The organism is Staphylococcus sp. GW821-FHT11H10, from assembly GCF_058807855.1.
On record NZ_JBXARC010000002.1, the window covers coordinates 128,648 to 147,017 of the forward strand.

Annotated in this window: 16 protein-coding genes; 15 read left to right on the forward strand and 1 reads right to left on the reverse strand. The window is 33.4% G+C overall.

Annotation, left to right across the window (positions count from 1 at the left end; translation table 11 throughout):
• Positions 1-61 precede the first annotated feature (61 nt).
• Entirely contained in the window at positions 62-1,306 is a 1,245-nt protein-coding gene (locus AC1RRU_RS02145; protein ID WP_011274967.1) for an aminoacyltransferase, read from the reverse strand.
• 254 nt (positions 1,307-1,560) lie between these two features.
• Here AC1RRU_RS02145 and AC1RRU_RS02150 point away from each other — a divergent pair, with 254 nt between their 5' ends.
• The 15 genes from AC1RRU_RS02150 (at position 1,561) to narI (ending at position 18,365) form a co-directional block, all read left to right on the forward strand.
• Entirely contained in the window at positions 1,561-1,920 is a 360-nt protein-coding gene (locus AC1RRU_RS02150) for a DUF4467 domain-containing protein (RefSeq protein WP_011274968.1), read from the forward strand.
• Positions 1,921-1,943: 23 nt separating this feature from the next.
• A complete protein-coding gene (locus AC1RRU_RS02155; RefSeq protein WP_011274969.1) occupies positions 1,944-2,540 on the forward strand; it encodes a thioredoxin domain-containing protein in 597 nt (198 codons plus the stop codon).
• Between the two features lie 302 nt (positions 2,541-2,842).
• Entirely contained in the window at positions 2,843-4,393 is a 1,551-nt protein-coding gene (gene adcA, locus AC1RRU_RS02160) for a zinc ABC transporter substrate-binding lipoprotein AdcA (RefSeq protein WP_011274970.1), read from the forward strand.
• Between the two features lie 137 nt (positions 4,394-4,530).
• The gene (locus AC1RRU_RS02165) at positions 4,531-5,046 is read left to right on the forward strand and encodes a YceI family protein (protein ID WP_011274971.1); all 516 of its coding nucleotides are present in this window, start codon (positions 4,531-4,533) and stop codon (positions 5,044-5,046) included.
• Between the two features lie 149 nt (positions 5,047-5,195).
• Positions 5,196-5,675: an SRPBCC family protein gene (locus tag AC1RRU_RS02170; protein WP_011274972.1), complete on the forward strand. Its 480-nt coding sequence runs from the start codon at positions 5,196-5,198 to the stop codon at positions 5,673-5,675.
• A 60-nt stretch (positions 5,676-5,735) separates the two neighbouring features.
• Positions 5,736-5,918 carry a hypothetical protein gene (locus AC1RRU_RS02175; RefSeq protein ID WP_011274973.1) on the forward strand — a complete coding sequence of 61 codons (183 nt, stop codon included), beginning with the start codon at positions 5,736-5,738 and terminating at the stop codon, positions 5,916-5,918.
• Positions 5,919-6,059: 141 nt separating this feature from the next.
• Complete coding sequence (locus AC1RRU_RS02180; RefSeq protein ID WP_011274974.1) at positions 6,060-6,881, forward strand: formate/nitrite transporter family protein; 822 nt, start codon at positions 6,060-6,062, stop codon at positions 6,879-6,881.
• 191 nt (positions 6,882-7,072) lie between these two features.
• On the forward strand, positions 7,073-7,789 hold the full coding sequence (locus AC1RRU_RS02185; RefSeq protein WP_493196427.1) for a sirohydrochlorin chelatase: 717 nt from the start codon (positions 7,073-7,075) through the stop codon (positions 7,787-7,789).
• A gap of 234 nt (positions 7,790-8,023) precedes the next feature.
• A complete protein-coding gene (nirB, locus tag AC1RRU_RS02190) occupies positions 8,024-10,435 on the forward strand; it encodes a nitrite reductase large subunit NirB (protein ID WP_011274976.1) in 2,412 nt (803 codons plus the stop codon).
• A 3-nt stretch (positions 10,436-10,438) separates the two neighbouring features.
• Positions 10,439-10,753: a nitrite reductase small subunit NirD gene (gene nirD / locus AC1RRU_RS02195; RefSeq protein WP_011274977.1), complete on the forward strand. Its 315-nt coding sequence runs from the start codon at positions 10,439-10,441 to the stop codon at positions 10,751-10,753.
• The gene (gene cobA, locus AC1RRU_RS02200) at positions 10,744-11,688 is read left to right on the forward strand and encodes a uroporphyrinogen-III C-methyltransferase (RefSeq protein ID WP_493196428.1); all 945 of its coding nucleotides are present in this window, start codon (positions 10,744-10,746) and stop codon (positions 11,686-11,688) included. Before nirD ends, cobA begins: the two co-directional genes overlap by 10 nt.
• A gap of 206 nt (positions 11,689-11,894) precedes the next feature.
• Positions 11,895-15,578 carry a nitrate reductase subunit alpha gene (locus AC1RRU_RS02205; RefSeq protein WP_011274979.1) on the forward strand — a complete coding sequence of 1,228 codons (3,684 nt, stop codon included), beginning with the start codon at positions 11,895-11,897 and terminating at the stop codon, positions 15,576-15,578.
• On the forward strand, positions 15,568-17,121 hold the full coding sequence (gene narH / locus AC1RRU_RS02210; RefSeq protein ID WP_011274980.1) for a nitrate reductase subunit beta: 1,554 nt from the start codon (positions 15,568-15,570) through the stop codon (positions 17,119-17,121). The genes AC1RRU_RS02205 and narH overlap by 11 nt, the downstream gene beginning before the upstream one ends.
• A complete protein-coding gene (narJ, locus tag AC1RRU_RS02215) occupies positions 17,114-17,689 on the forward strand; it encodes a nitrate reductase molybdenum cofactor assembly chaperone (RefSeq protein ID WP_011274981.1) in 576 nt (191 codons plus the stop codon). The genes narH and narJ overlap by 8 nt, the downstream gene beginning before the upstream one ends.
• A complete protein-coding gene (gene narI / locus AC1RRU_RS02220; RefSeq protein WP_011274982.1) occupies positions 17,682-18,365 on the forward strand; it encodes a respiratory nitrate reductase subunit gamma in 684 nt (227 codons plus the stop codon). Before narJ ends, narI begins: the two co-directional genes overlap by 8 nt.
• Positions 18,366-18,370: the final 5 nt, after the last annotated feature.

Here is an 18,370-nt window from a genome sequence, read left to right on the forward strand (position 1 = left end):
AAAAAACACTTTTCTAAAGTTCATAAAGTTGAACCTAGAAAAGTGTTTTTTTGATTTATAACTATTTACGTTCTAATAGTTGTTTAACTTTGTATGCAAGTGGGTGTATAGGTTTGATGAAATCTCCAATGTATTCGTAAACATTAGCATTGAAGCCTTTTTTAAATTGTTGCACACCATAATCTTCAGCATCTTCACTAAAGTCACCTGTAATACCGTAGAAATTATAACGATCTACATTGTGCTCTTTTGCGAATTTAATCATATCCCATTGTAAACGATATGCGCCCATATACGCATTATATTTAGGATTTGAACCACTGGATAAATAATAAACTTCATGCTCATTATATAAGTATAAAGCGGCAGCTAGATTGAGTGTTTCGCCTTCTTCAGCAATTTTATTTTTCGTTTCATTTAATTTACGTTCATTACTATCAACTTGTTGCTGTATTTGTGTGCGCTTGTTTTTATTTTTCTTAGAGTTAGGGTTTTCCTCTAATACAGCATCGACTTCGGCTAATTGTTCTATTAATGAATCGTGTTTTTGTTGAAGAGTAGATAAGTAATCCTTTAAATCAATATAAGCAAGTTTAAGCATTGCATGGTCTTTATACGTTTTTTGCATTTCATAAAAGTATGGTTTGTCTCTAAATTTGAAACCATGTTTTTCTTCGGCCATTTGGAATAATTCAAAGAACGTATCCGTTTCATCCATAGGTAGCGTTCTTACTTTTACGCCCATTTCATACGTTTTTTTAATGTTACGACGTGTTTGATAGTCCATTTCTTTTAATAATTGATCTTCTGACTTGTCTTTTAAATCTAAGACAGATAACCAACGTATTTGACTCATTGTGCTATAACCTACTGTCCATCCTTGATGTTTGTAACCTAAATCTTCCAACGTTTTGATGACTGCTCGGTTATCGTAACTTTCTAAAATTTCTCCATCAGCATTACGTAGGTTCTCCAAAATATAAGGATCAACTAATACATATAAGCAATTATGTTTTTTTAAATAACTTGTTAGTGATTTAAAGAAAAAGTGAACCAATTCAATATTGCTGTAGTCCATGACAGGTCCACGATGTGTATAAAAATATTTGAACACTTTTAAAGCACGTGCCTCAGTCATTAAAGTTGCAGCGATGACATTGTCGCTGTCATCTTTGACACCTACAACATGCACATCACCTTTTAATTCGTTTCTGTTTTCAAAGTGAATTCGGGATTGTGTGTAATGAGAGAAATGACTGGATGTAAATTTCTCAAATTCCTCCGGTGATAAAGTTACGAATTTCATATTCATCTACTCCTCTGCGTTTTTAAGAATTATCATTTATTTTAACAAATAACTACAACTATTACACAAGATAAGTTATTAAATCACATCGTACTTTAGTTGTAGGTTAAAATATATATTTAATTTATAATAATAAATATTTTTAGAAAACTAAATTTTTATGAACTAGCGCATATTTTAAAAGCATTGTATGATAGTATTTGCAAAAGAAGTATAATGATAGATAAAGAGAACTGGGCAATAGGAGTGAATATATGAAACGTATATTAGTTATGTTAAGTATCGGTATATTAATGCTAGCTGCATGTGGTAATGATAAATATGTCGATAAAATAGATAAAGCTGTTAAAATGCAAGATCAAAAGCAAGAACAAATGGCTAAAAATGATACAGGCGATATGGTTAAACACTTTGATAAAAAAGATGCAAATATTTACGTATACGAAAATGGTAAGTATGTTGTCTTAGCGTACAAACCATTAAGTAATAATGAGGAAGTTCATTACTACACTTATCAATTTGATGGTAAAAAAGCGAAACGCATTGATAACTTTGACACAAAACAATATATCGAATCACATGATGCTGATTATAAGGAAGAAAATATGAATTAATATATAATTACAAAGGAGCATCTATGAAAAAGATAATTTTGATAATAAGCATGTTGATGGTGTTAACCATTATCATGAGTGCTTGTTCTAATAACAACAATGAAAAGCAGCCACCTAAAACTAAGAATGGCAAAATTTTGATCGTTGAATATGGAGATTTTAAATGTCCATATTGCAAAAAAGTTGAAAAGAATGTAATGCCAACCATTAAAAAAGACTATATTGATACGAATAAAGTAGAGTATCAATTTATTAATGCTGGTTTTCTTGGTAAAGATTCTATCGTCGGCTCTAGAGCTGGAAATGCAGTGCAAAAAGTTGCACCTAATGAATACTTAACTTTTCAACGTAATGTATTATCGAATCAAAAAGACGAGGATAAAAAGTGGTTAACAGAACAATTTTTAGATAATGAAATTGATAAGTTAGATATTACGACGCAACAAAAATCTGACATAAAAAAGCAATATAAAACTAAGAACAGTGACGCTTGGAAAAAAGCAGAAGAACAGAAGAAAATGACAGAAGATAATAACATTGACACCGTTCCGACAGTATTTATAAATGGCAAAAAAGTGAAAGATCCATATGAAGTTGAAGAGTGGAAGAAATACTTATAGTTATGAATTGAAAGTATTGTAGTTAGTAACGTTGCCAATCATTTTAGTGCAATATCGTAATCTCTTAGAGAGAAGTAAAATAATTTTAATAAAGATTAATTTAAAGAAGAATTGTAGTGTACATCGCTAGGATTCTTCTTTTTTTAAAATTAGGAAAGGTAGTAACTTAATCAATGATAGATTTTTTAATAAAAGATGATTTTTATTAAATTGAAAATAAAAAACATTAAAAACCTATTGTAATTTTATACAAATAAAGTTATACTTTTAAATCGTAATTATTACTATTTAGGAGGAGTTATATGAAGCGATTTTTAAGTCTTACCATTTTATTATCTATAATGTTATGTGTTTTAGTAGCTTGCGGAAAAGAAGATAGTTCTAATAAGGGGTCAAAGGATGGCGATAAAATCAATGTGTCTACAACCGTTTATCCTTTACAATCGTTTATAAAACAAATAGGTGGTAATCATGTGAATGTATCATCCATTTATCCTGCTGGCTCAGACTTACATGATTATGAACCAACTCAGAAAGACATGTTAAAGGTTAATAAATCTGATTTATTCGTGTATACAGGTGACGATTTAGATCCAGTCGCTAAAAAAGTTGCAGCAACAATTAAAGATGATAAAAAGAAAGTATCATTACAAGATAAATTAGACCGTTCAACATTACTAACAGATCAACACGAACACGGTGATGAAGAACATGCAGATTCACATGAACATCATCACCATCATCATGGTGGATATGATCCACACGTATGGTTAGATCCTGAGAAAAATAAAGTGTTTGCTATAGAAATTAAAGACCACTTAGTAGCCAAAGATCCAAAACATAAAAATGAATACGAGAAAAATTTCAAAAAATTAGAACATGCACTTGATGACATTGACAATCAATTAAAAGAAATTACTAAAGATAAACAAGGTAATGCTGTATTTATTTCTCATGAATCTTTAGGTTATCTCGCAGATCGCTATGGCTTTGTTCAAAAAGGAATTCAAAATATGAATGCTGAAGACCCATCTCAAAAAGCACTTACACAATTAGTTAAAGAGATTAATGAGAAAAATGTTAAATACATATTATATGAAGATAATGTTGCCAATAAAGTAACCGAGACAATCAGAAAAGAAACAAACGCAAAACCTTTAAAATTTTATAATATGGAGTCACTAAATAAAGAACAATCTAAAGATGAATCAATGGATTATCAAACGTTGATGAACAAAAATATTGAAGCATTAGATAAAGCATTGGACTCCAATATAAAAGTAGAAGACGAAAAAGCTGAACATAAACATGACAAAGCTATTTCAGATGGCTATTTTAAAGATAATCAAGTTAAAGATCGTGCGTTATCAGATTATGAAGGTAAATGGCAATCAGTTTATCCCTATTTAAAAAATGGTGATTTAGATGATGTAATGAAACATAAATCAGAAGAAGATAGCGCTATGACAGAAAAAGAGTATAAAGCATACTATGAGAAAGGTTATAAAACTGACATTTCTAGCATAAATATTAAAGGTGACAACATTACTTTTGAAAAAAATGGGAAGAAGGTTACTGGAACGTATAAATATGTTGGTAAAAAAATCCTAGATTATAAGAAAGGTAATCGTGGAGTTAGATTTATTTTTAAATTGACAAACGATGATACACAGCAATTACCGAAGTACGTTCAGTTTAGTGATCACAATATCGCACCTAAGAAAGCTGAACATTTCCATATCTTTATGGGTGATAACAATGATTCATTACTTAAAGAAATGGATCATTGGCCAACTTATTATCCTGCCTCACTAGATAAGGATGATATTAAAGAAGAAATGTTAGCACATTAAAAAATTTTAAATTTGAATCTTTTTACTTGTAATTCCATTTGAGTCGATTTATTATACTAAGTATAATAAATATACAAACTATAGTACTGATTTTCAGCTACGTAGTTTCATAATTTAAATAATGGAGGTATGTACACATGGCTAACTTAAATTTAGACCCAGCACATTCAGGAGTTAACTTTTCTATTCAACACTTAGTTGTATCAAATGTTAAAGGACGTTTTAACGAATTTGACGCTAACATTTCAGGTGATTTCAATGATTTAAGTTCATTACAAGGTACTTTTACTGTTAAAGCAAATTCAATTGATACTAAAGTAGCAGATCGTGATAATCATCTTAAAAGCGCAGATTTCTTAGACGCTGAAAACTACCCAGAAATTAAATTTGAAATTACTAACGTAGATGATAAATCAGTTACTGGTAACTTAACTATGAAAGATCAAACACATGAAGAAACTTTTGATTTAGATTATAAAGGTACTAGTTTAAATCCATTAAACGGTAAAAACACTGCTGGTTTAGTAATTACTGGTAGCCTTAACCGTGAAAAATATGGTATTACGTTTAACCAACAACTTGAAACTGGTGGTTTCTTATTAGGAAAAGACTTAAATGTTGAATTTGATTTAGAATTTCCACTTGAAGACTAATCACTAGTTATTAAAAATACTTATATGGCTTCCTACAAAGTAGACATTAATGAATGTAAACTTTGTAGGGAGCTTTTATATTTTTGTAATTAAAATCAATAACTGGTAAATTCAGAGAGAGCATTTAAAAAATAGATAGGGGGATTTAAATGTCAATTCAATTAAAAGATAATAAAATTATATTTAATAGAACGTTTGAGGCGCCAATAAATGAAGTATTCGAGGCATACACTACGGAGACGTTATTCGAACAATGGTTCCATCCTCAAGGAGGTAAAACAAAGGTTTATCGTTTTAATCCAGAAGCCGGTGGTGATGCCTTCTTTGCGATAGAAATGCCAGAACAAACAAGTTACACATTGACTGAATATAAAAAGGTGGATAAACCTAATCATATTGAATACTTAGATTTCTTTGCTACGTCTCAAGGTGAGAAAGATACATCATTACCTGGGATGCAAATTTTGATTGATTTCACTTCAGAATCAGCGCAACGCACGCTTGTAACGTCAACTTCTATCTTTCCAACAAAAAATGCGGCGCAACAAGCACTTGATATGGGTGTAGAAGCGGGAATGAATTCTACATTAGACCAACTTGATTCATTATTGAAACAAAAAAAGTCATAAGTATGTCAAAAAAATTCAACTAAATTTAAGTTATAATGTAGTTGAAATGAGGTTGATGATATGAAAGAAAGATATTTAAAAGTACTAGCTTTATTTTCAGTTAGTACATTAATACCTACAGTACTACTCAATTCAAAGGCAATTGATAATAGTGCAATTAAATATGTTTTAAGAACAGCGCTAGGCTATGGCATTTTTGCTACAGGTTTACGCTATTTATCAAGACTTAAAGCACATAAATAGTAAATTACTAAGTGAGATAGAATCGTGTCTACATGATACGATTTTATCTCACTTTTTTTACCTAAAAAATTTAAGCTATTCATGTTTTCTTAAAAAATATATAATTGAAACATAACTTGAAAGGATGTAGGGGGCATACATATGTTGAAGAACAATAAAACGGTTGAAGACACCCATGCAACGCGTGATATTGTAGAAGCTGCTGTCGGGCAGGTACAGACGAAAGAAATTATGGCTACAAAAACGCCTGGTAGATATGCATTGAAAGCAATCATGTCAGGATTTTTATTAGCAATCGTAACGGTATTTATGTTGGCAATTAAAACACAATTTGCAGGCACTAATGAAGGTTTAGTTAATTTGTTAGGTGCGATTGCATTTAGTTTAGCTTTAGTATTAATTGTGTTGACGAATTCAGAATTACTAACTAGTAATTTCATGTATTTAACGGTAGGCTGGTATTATAAAGCCATTACTATTAATAAGATGTTGTTCATTTTCTTATTCTGTTTTATTGGGAATATTATAGGTGGATTCATATTATTCTTCTTAATGAAAGGGACGCATATTATGACGCCAGAAATGATTGCCAGCTTAAGTAAGACAGTACATATGAAAACGGTAGAATCAACTTGGTTAAATATTTTAGTTAAAGCAATCTTCTGTAATTTCTTTATTAATATTGGTATATACGTGTCTATGTTATTTAAAGAAGGACTGGCAAGAGCATTCTTTATTGCTGCAGGGGTTGTCGTGTTTGTATTCATGGGTTATGAACACGTTGTCTTCAATGCTGGTTTATACGCAGGTATGGTGTTCTATAATTTAGATGCACTATCATGGTTAGGTGTTATTAAAAATATTGTGTTTGCTTTAATTGGTAACTATATCGGTGGTGGTATATTTATTGGTTTAGTATATGCGTATTTAAATGGTTCACGTGATAGTATGAAAGCTAAGTAATCAATAATAGGGTTGTGTTATCACTAAGTTAAATGAGTAGATAGCACAACCTTTTTTATTGAATTAATTTAACCACATTATTGAAAAAGTTGACTAAATGATGATTAAAACATATCATTTTAATCAACATTAAAGCATTTAATGACCAAATTTTAAAAGTAATAAAGTCTAATATAAAGGGGATGAAGCCATTGGTTGCGAATATATTAGTGGCACATGGCATGAGAAAAGGTGATCAAAATAAAGCGTTGGGAGAATTCTTAGATCGTTTATTAAGTGATGAATCGTATGAATATGAATTAGCGTTTATTGAAAGTGAAGAAAAGAGTATTGAAAAAACGATTGGTCGCTTAATAAAGCAAGGTGAAACTCAATTTAAAGTTGTACCTCTTTTGATCTTTTCGGCAATGCATTATATCGTCGATGTTCCTGAAATTTTATCAAATATCAAAAAAGATCATCCTGAAATAAGTTACGAAATTAGTGAACCGCTTGGTACGCATGACTATATGGTGGATTTAGTTGAAAAACGTATTCAAGATGTTGAAAATTCTACCTCCTCTAATTATGCGATTGTATTAATCGCACATGGTAGCTTCTCATATACGAAAGCACATGATGAGTTAAAGGAATTTAGTGAAAAAATGAATCAACCTGTACCTATCTATTGTCGTACGCTATATGGTGACATTACTTTTAGAAATGACTTGGATCAACTTTCGAATGAATATGATGAACTTATTGTAGTGCCAATGTTTTTATATGATGGGCGACTAGTAAATAAAGTAAAACGACTCATTTCAGAAATGGATATACAGGGTACGCTTCACATTACACCATCTATTAATTTCGATAACATATTAAAGAGAATTATTAGTGAACGTTTAAAGCAATTAACATTTAATTAGGATTTATAAGCTGAGGCACAATGTGTCTCAGTTTTTTATTGTATTTGGACAAGTTATTGAACGTATTAGGGAATTCCCCGATTTTTAATTAATTTGTGAAAATCATCACATTTGAAGTGGAATCTGTTATAGAATAGCAGTGAAGAAACAAATGTTGAATATCAAACATTTTAAAAAACAAAAAATTGCAAATGGAAAATAAGTAAATTTAAAGTGATAAAAGGGGCATATTTTATGACTAAACAAAAATTAGTGATGATTGGAAACGGCATGGCGGGATTAAGAACGATAGAAGAAATTCTAGAGCGTTCAGATTCACAATTTGACATTACAATTATTGGGAAAGAACATTATCCAAACTATAACAGAATAATGTTATCAAATATATTACAGAAGAAAATGACTGTAGAAGAAACAATAATGAATCCATATGAATGGTATGAAGAGAACAACATTCAGCTCATCGTCAACGACCCAGTAGAGACGGTTGATCGTTCAGCACAAACAGTAACAACATCAAAAGGTGTTGAAGTGAATTATGACATTTGTATATTTGCAACAGGCTCTAGTGCATTCGTATTACCGATACCTGGATCAGATTTACCAAGTGTTATAGGTTGGAGAACAATCGAAGATACTGAACGCATGATTGAAATCGCTAAAACGAAAAAGAAAGCTGTCGTTATTGGTGGCGGATTATTAGGACTTGAATGTGCACGTGGTTTAATGGATCAAGGTATGGAAGTAACTGTATTACACTTAGCAGAATGGCTTATGGAAATGCAGTTAGACCGTAAAGCTGGAGGCATGCTTAAAGCAGATTTAGAACGTCAAGGTATGAATATCGAGTTACAAGCGAACTCTAAAGAAATTATTGGTAAAGATGATGTAGAAGCGATTAAATTGGCAGATGGAAGAATAATCGAAACAGACTTAGTTGTCATGGCAGTCGGTATCCGTCCATTTACTCAAGTAGCACGTGATGCAGGTCTAGAAGTAAATAGAGGTATCGTTGTTAATGATTATTTACAAACATCAGACCCTAATATTTATGCGGTTGGCGAATGTTCAGAGCATGACGGCAAAGTATATGGCTTAGTCGCACCGCTCTATGAACAAGGTAAAGTGTTAGCTGACTACCTAACTGGAAAAGAAACAGAAGGGTACAAAGGTTCTACAACTTTCACTTCATTAAAAGTGTCTGGTTGTGATTTATATAGTGCGGGACAAATTGTTGAAAATGAAAATGTCCATGGTATTGAAATTTTCAACAGTGTCGATAATATTTATAAAAAAGTCTATTTGAGTGATGGTCAAGTTGTCGGAGCAGTATTATATGGTGATACAGATGATGGCTCAAGATTCTATAATATGATGAAAAAACATGAATCATTAGAAGACTATACATTAGTATCATTATTGTACAAAGGTGGAGAAGAAGCGGTAACTTCTATCGCTGATATGCCAGATGATGAAACGATTTGTGGTTGTAACGGTGTAGATAAAGGTACGATTGTTAATGCGATTACGACTAAAGGATTAACTTCAGTGGAAGAAGTAACGAAAGCAACTAAAGCGGGTAATTCATGTGGTAAATGTAAAGGACAAATTGGCGAGTTATTACAATGCACATTAGGTGATGACTTTGTAGCAGCGAAACCTACCGGAATTTGTGCTTGTACTGATTTAACACGTGATCAAATTGTTACGCAAATAAGAGCTAAAGGACTAAAAACATCAAAAGAAGTACGTCACGTACTAGACTTTAAAGATAAAAATGGCTGTCCAAAATGTCGTCCAGCAATAAACTACTATTTAAATATGGTATATCCACATGACCATCAAGATGAAAAAGAATCACGCTTCGCAAATGAACGTTATCATGCAAACATTCAAAATGATGGTACATTCTCTGTTATTCCACAAATGCGTGGAGGCGTAACAGATGCTGACCAATTAATAAGATTAGGTGAAGTTGCAAAAAAATACAATGTACCATTAGTTAAAGTAACAGGCTCTCAACGTGTAGGTTTATATGGATTGAAGAAAGAAGAATTACCTAAAGTATGGGAAGATTTAGGTATGCGTTCAGCTTCAGCATATGGTAAGAAAACACGTTCAGTTAAAAGTTGTGTAGGTAAAGAATTCTGTCGATTCGGTACTCAATACACTACACGCTTAGGTATTCGCTTAGAAAAAACATTCGAATACATTGACACACCACATAAATTTAAAATGGGTGTATCTGGTTGTCCACGTAGTTGCGTTGAATCAGGAGTTAAAGATTTCGGTGTTATCTCAGTAGAAAACGGTTATCAAATTTACATCGGTGGTAATGGAGGTACAGATGTTACAGTTGGTAAATTATTAACTACCGTTGAAACTGAAGATGAAGTTATTCAATTATGTGGTGCGTTAATGCAGTATTATCGTGAAACAGGCATTTATGCAGAAAGAACTGCACCATGGTTAAATCGTTTAGGCTTTGAAAATGTTAAAGAAGTACTACTGGATCCTGAACGTCAAAAAGAATTATTCGATAGAATTATGGATGCTAAAAAAGCGATTGATGGACATGGCGAACCTTGGGAAGCAATCGTTGAAGATAAAGAAGCTCGAAAAATCTTTGAAGTTGAGAGGGTGTAACATATGAAATCTATGGAAAAAGTTAAAGTAACGACATTAGAAGAATTAACACCATTGATTGGAAAAAAAGTGATTGTTGATGGTAAAGAAATTGGCATTTTCTTAACTGAAAGTGGAGACATTCATGCAATTAATAATATTTGTCCTCACAAACAAGGGCCATTATCAGAAGGAACAGTAAGTGGCGATTACGTTTATTGCCCTCTACATGATCAAAAGGTTGATTTGAGAAGTGGCGAGGTACAAGAACCTGATACTGGATGTGTTGAAACATATCAAGTTGAAGTCATCGATGGAGACGTTTATGTATGTCTGTAGATGAAAAATCAAAGGTTTACTTGATAGGTGCTGGACCTGGTAATCCTAATCTTTTAACGAAAAAAGCAGAACGATGTATTAAGAAAGCTGAAGTTATTCTATATGATCGTTTAGTAAACCCACTCATACTTCAATATGCACCCGCTGATGCGGAATTCATTGATGTAGGTAAAAAGCCTTACGCTAAACATATACAACAAGACGAAATTAATTTAAAAATCGTTGAAGCGGCTAAAAAGTACCAAACAGTCATTCGTCTCAAAGGTGGCGATCCAGCAATATTTGGTCGTGTTACTGAAGAAGTCAATACTTTAAAAGACTATGGTATTGAATATGAAATTGTTCCTGGTGTAACTTCAGCAAGTGCAGCTGTTGCAACAATGGATTTAGGCTTAACAATGAGATTAGTAGCGCCTAGTGTGACTTTCTCAACAGGCCATTTCAAAGATTCAATCAATCAAGAAACAGATATACGTAATTTGATTAATGGTGGGACATTAGCCATCTATATGGGGATAAAACGATTGGGCCGTATCATTGATCAAATCACAGCTTATACTTCAGAGGACAATTCGATAGCAATTGTGTTTAATGCTACGTGTCATAACCAACGCGTCATCATTGGTAAATTAAGCACCATTGAGCATCAATTACAGCAACACGAACTTGAAGGCGAACCAGGCATTTGCATTTTAGGTGCGATTGTTGACTATATTGATAAAGATAAAGTGTTGAAACAAGAGCATGAAAGAAATTTAGATGATTCATTATATGTTATAAAAGGTTCGAAAGAAGATGCTTTATTGAAAGCTGAAGAATTATCTGAAACAGGATATCGTTGTATAGTGCACGTTGATGAAAGTTACCATCCATCACAACAACAATTATACACACAAATAATCAATAACAATAAAATTAAATATATTAATTTATAAGTCATCCTTGCAGGAGTGGTATAACGAATTCTTAGAACGTTATGTACCACTACCTGCTTTTTTGTTTTTTAGGGATTCCCCCATGCGAATTAGGACATTCCCTAATACCTAATGAATGTGAAAAATTGTACAATCATTATAAATTCAAAAGTAAAACGGCAAATCGGAATAAGTTAATACCTTTAACGGTAGGAGGATTCATATAGATGGGAAAATTTGGATTAAACTTTTTCAAACCAACTGAGACATTTAATGGTAACTGGTCAGTTCTTGAGAGCAAAAGTAGAGAATGGGAAAAAATGTACCGTGAAAGATGGAGTCACGATAAAGTAGTTAGAACAACACATGGTGTTAACTGTACAGGGTCATGTTCATGGAAAGTATTTGTTAAAAACGGCGTAATCACTTGGGAAAATCAACAAATTGATTATCCAAGTTGTGGGCCTGATATGCCTGAATTTGAACCTCGTGGATGTCCGCGTGGTGCGTCGTTCTCTTGGTATGAATATAGTCCACTTCGTGTGAAATATCCATACATTAGAGGGAAATTATTAGATTTATGGAATACAGCGTTAGAAGAAAATAATGGAAATCGTATTGCAGCGTGGGCATCTATTGTTGAAGACGAAGAGAAAGCAAAAGCATATAAACAAGCACGTGGTAAAGGTGGACATGTTCGAGCTAACTGGAAAGATGTAACAGATATTATTGCTGCACAAATTCTTTATACAATTAAAAAGGATGGTCCAGATAGAATCGCAGGATTTACACCAATTCCTGCCATGTCAATGATAAGTTATGCTGCAGGGGCAAGATTTATCAACTTACTCGGTGGAGAAATGTTAAGTTTTTATGATTGGTATGCTGATTTACCGCCTGCGTCACCACAAATTTGGGGTGAACAAACTGACGTACCTGAATCAAGTGATTGGTACAATGCTTCATATATTATTATGTGGGGTTCAAACGTACCACTTACACGTACACCTGATGCTCATTTTATGACTGAAGTGAGATATAAAGGGACTAAAGTTGTTTCAGTAGCACCTGACTATGCAGAAAACGTTAAATTCGCGGATAACTGGTTAGCACCTAATCCTGGTACTGATGCAGCAGTAGCACAAGCAATGACACATGTTATTTTACAAGAATACTATCAAGATAATCCTAGTGAAATGTTCATTAACTATTCAAAACAATATTCAGATATGCCTTTCGTGATTATGTTAGATGAAGATGACAATGGCTATAAAGCAGGACGATTCTTACGTGCAAGTGATTTAGGTATGGAAAGTGAAAATAGCGAATGGAAACCAGTCATTCACGATATGAATAGTCATCAGTTTGTAGTACCTAATGGCACAATGGGTCAACGCTGGGAAGAAGGCAAGAAGTGGAACTTAAAATTAGAAAATGAAGATGGTTCTAAGATTGATCCAGCGATGTCAATGGCAGACGACACATACGAACTAAAAACAATTCAATTCCCTTACTTTGATAGTCAAGGTGACGGTATTTTTGAAAGACCAATAGCAGCTAGAAAAGTAACATTAGCTGATGGAAAAGAAGTGTATGTAGCGACAGTATATGACTTAATGACAAGTCAATATGGCATTAAACGATTTAATCATGAATTAGAAGCAACTTCATACGACGATGCTGAATCAAAATATACACCTGCATGGCAACAACGTGTAACTGGTATTAAACCAGAATTAGTAACACAAGTAGCTAGAGAATTTGCGCAAAATGCAATCGATACAAAAGGACGCTCAATGATAATCATGGGTGCTGGTATTAACCACTGGTTCAATTCAGATACGATTTATCGAGCAATTTTAAATCTTGTTCTTTTATGTGGCTGTCAAGGTGTTAACGGTGGTGGATGGGCTCACTACGTTGGACAAGAAAAATGTAGACCAATAGAAGGTTGGAATACGGTAGCCTTTGCCAAAGACTGGCAAGGACCACCACGTCTGCAAAATGGTACAAGTTGGTTCTATTTTGCGACTGATCAATGGAAATATGAGGAATCTAATGTTGATAAATTAAAATCTCCATTAGCTAATAATATTAAACATCAACACCCAGCTGACTATAACGTTACAGCTGCTAGATTAGGTTGGTTGCCGTCATACCCTCAATTCAATAAGAATAGTTTATTATTCGGAGAAGAGGCAAAAGATGCCGGTGATGACTCTAATGAAGCGATATTAAATAGAGCAATCGAATCAGTCAAAAATAGAGAAACTCAATTTGCGATAGAAGATCCAGATTTAAGAAAGAACCATCCGAAAACATTATTCGTATGGCGTTCAAATTTAATTTCAAGTTCTGCCAAAGGACAAGAGTACTTTATGAAACATTTATTAGGTACACGTTCAGGACTAATGGCTGAACCTAACGAAGAAGACAAACCAGAAGAAATTCAATGGCGTGAAGATACAGAAGGTAAATTAGACTTATTAGTGTCACTAGATTTCAGAATGACTGCGACACCATTGTACTCAGATATCGTATTACCAGCTGCAACATGGTATGAAAAACACGATTTGTCATCAACAGATATGCATCCATTCATTCATCCATTTAATCCAGCGATTGATCCATTATGGGAATCACGTTCAGACTGGGATATTTATAAAACCTTAAGTAAAGCTGTTTCTGAAATGGCGAAAGATTACTTACCAGGAACATTTAAAGATGTTGTAACGACACCACTTGGCCATGATTCCAAACAGGAATTAGGTTCAGAATACGGTATTGTTAAAGATTGGTCTAAAGGAGAAGTTGAAGCCATTCCAGGTAAAACAATGCCAAACTTCGCAGTCGTAGATAGAGATTACACTAAAATCTACGATAAATATGTGACTTTAGGTCCATTACTTGAAAAAGGAAAAGTTGGTGCACATGGCGTAAGCTTCAGCGTGAAAGATGAATATGAAGAACTTAAAAGTATGATAGGTACTTGGAATGATGAGGACCCTGAATCAGTCAGAAATAATCGTCCACGTATCGATACTGCTAGAAAAGTAGCAGATGCAATCTTAAATGTATCATCAGCTACTAACGGCAAATTATCACAAAAATCATACGAAGATTTAGAAAATCAAACAGGAATGGAATTAAAAGACATTTCAAAAGAACGTGCATCTGAAAAGATTTCATTCTTAAACATTACATCACAACCACGGGAAGTTATACCAACAGCTGTGTTCCCTGGTTCAAACAAAAATGGACGTAGATATTCTCCATTTACAACTAATATAGAACGACTCGTACCATTTAGAACATTAACAGGTAGACAAAGTTATTACATCGATCACGAAGTATTCCAACAATTCGGCGAAAGTTTACCAGTATACAAACCAACATTACCGCCAATGGTATTTGGTACTAGAGATAAACAAGTTAAAGGTGGACAAGATGCATTAGTATTACGTTATTTAACACCTCATGGTAAATGGAATATACACTCAACATATCAAGATAACGAACGTATGTTGACATTATTTAGAGGTGGTCCAGTCGTTTGGTTATCTAATGAGGATGCTGATGAGCATGGCATCAATGACAACGATTGGTTAGAAGTTTATAACAGAAATGGTGTTGTAACTGCAAGAGCAGTCACATCACACCGTATGCCAAGAGGAACAATGTTTATGTATCATGCACAAGATAAACACATTGAAACACCAGGATCAGAAATTACAGATACTCGTGGCGGTTCACACAATGCACCAACAAGAATTCATTTGAAACCTACACAACTTGTAGGTGGTTACGCACAAATTAGTTATCACTTTAACTATTATGGACCAATAGGAAATCAACGTGACGTATATGTAGCAGTGAGAAAGATGAAGGAGGTAAATTGGCTTGAAGATTAAAGCGCAAATTGCAATGGTGTTAAATTTAGATAAATGCATAGGTTGCCACACTTGCAGCGTAACATGTAAGAACACTTGGACTAACCGTCCAGGTGCAGAATACATGTGGTTCAACAACGTAGAAACTAAACCAGGTGTAGGATATCCGAAACGATGGGAAGACCAAGAACATTATAAAGGTGGATGGGTCTTAAATAAAAAAGGAAAATTAGAACTTAAATCTGGTAGTCGTTGGACAAAAATGGCGTTAGGTAAAATCTTTTACAACCCAGATATGCCTCTTATTAAAGATTATTATGAACCATGGACATACAATTACGAACATTTAACTACTGCTAAAGAAGGTAAGCATTCTCCTGTTGCTAAAGCGCACTCACTTATCTCAGGTGAGAAACTTAATCTTGAGTGGGGGCCTAACTGGGAAGATGACTTAGCCGGTGCACATATTACTGGTCCAGAAGATCCTAATATTCAAAAAATTGAAGAAGACATTAAATTCCAATTTGATGAAACATTTATGATGTATTTACCTCGTCTTTGTGAGCATTGTTTAAACCCTAGTTGTGTAGCTTCATGTCCATCTGGTGCAATGTATAAACGTGATGAAGATGGTATTGTTTTAGTTGACCAAGATGCATGTCGTGGGTGGCGCTACTGTATGACTGGTTGCCCTTATAAAAAAGTTTACTTCAACTGGAAAACAAACAAAGCTGAGAAATGTACATTCTGTTTCCCAAGAATTGAAGCTGGATTACCAACAGTTTGTTCTGAAACATGTACAGGTAGAATGAGATATTTAGGTGTATTATTATATGATGCCGATAGAGTTCATGAAGCAGCTTCAGCTGAAAATGAAAAAGATTTATATGAAAAGCAATTAGATATTTTCTTAAATCCATTTGATGAAGAAGTGATTGAACAAGCTGAAAAAGATGGCATTAGCTATGAATGGATTGAAGCAGCTCAAAATTCACCAGTGTATAAACTGGCAATTGAATATAAATTAGCATTTCCTTTACATCCAGAATTTAGAACAATGCCTATGGTTTGGTATTGCCCACCATTAAGTCCTATCATGAGTTATTTTGAAGGTAAAAATGCAGGACAAAACCCAGATATGATTTTCCCAGCTATTGAAGAAATGCGTTTACCAATAGAATACTTAGCTAATTTATTTACTGCCGGAGATGTCCAACCTGTTAAGGAATCTTTACAAAAAATGGCTATGATGAGAAGTTACATGCGCTCACAAGTTACAGGTAAAGAGTTTGATACTTCTAAATTAGAAAGACTTGGATTATCAGAAATTCAAACTAAAGATATGTATCGTTTATTAGGTTTAGCAAAATATGAAGATCGCTTTGTTGTACCAACATCTCATAAAGAAACATATTTAGATACGTACCATGCGCAAGGTAGCCAAGGGTATGGTGGCGAATACTTCGGAGACAATTGTGAAGGCTGTGGTGTTCCAGTAGGTTCAGGAAAAACAGGACAAGAAATTTATAATGAGAATTTCTATGGAGGGATTTTCCGTGATTAATTTACAACAATTTCATTATTATCAAGAAAGTTTTGGTTATATAGCTCAGCAACTTAATTTCCCAGAGAAATTAACGTTTCATCCAAAAACATTTGAAGAAACGATTGAACCCTCTCATCCTGGTTATGATGATTTAGTAAAATACAGAGAGATTATGCATCAATTCACATTGTCAGAAATTAAAGCAATATATACAGATACCTTTGATTTTAATAAGAAATCACCGCTTTATATGACTTACAACAAATTTGATACTCAAAAAGAAAGAGGCCAAATGTTGGCTAAACTTAAAGTGTTATATGAAATGTTTGGGTTGAAAATGGTAGATAACGAGTTATCAGATTACCTACCATTGATGCTCCAATTCTTACACGTAGCATCATGGCAAAATGATCCACGAGCAGAAGGCAATATTGAACTAGTTATTATGATTATTGAAGACGGTACGTATGAAATGGCAAATCATTTAGCTCAAGATAACAATCCTTATGCTTATGTGATCCGTGCTTTAAGAAATACATTAAAAGCTTGTCTAGAAATTCCAAATGAGGTGACATCTCATGCTTAATCAATTTTTATGGATTATATTTCCATATTTATGTGTAGCCATTTTCATTGTTGGACACATCGCTCGTTATAAATACGATCAATTCTCATGGACTGCTAAATCGAGTGAATTTTTAGAGAAAAAACAATTAAAATGGGGTAGCTTATTATTCCATTTGGGCATCATACCGGTGTTTTTTGGTCACGTCGTAGGTCTCGCTATACCAGCTAAATGGATTGATGGATTAGGTGTAAGCGAGGAAATGTATCATTTTGGTGCTGTATACATCGGTAGTATCTTTGGTATAATGACGTTTATTGGTATGTTACTATTAACAGCACGACGAATTACTATTAAAAATGTTAGAAAGCTAAGTTCAGCTTCTGATATATTTGTAAATTTCTTATTAATATTAATTATTTTCATGGGATGTTATTCAACATTAGTTACGAATGCGATGGTAAGTGATTTTGATTATCGTCAAACGATATCTATATGGTTTAGACACTTATTTACATTTTCACCAGACGCGAGTCTGATGACGAGTGTACCTTTATCTTTTAAAATTCACATCTTACTTGGATTTACAATTTTAGCTTGTTGGCCATTCACTCGCTTAGTGCATGTTTGGAGTGTACCGCTTTCGTATACTAATCGTAGATATATTGTTTATCGTAAACATAAAACACGTTCATGAGTATG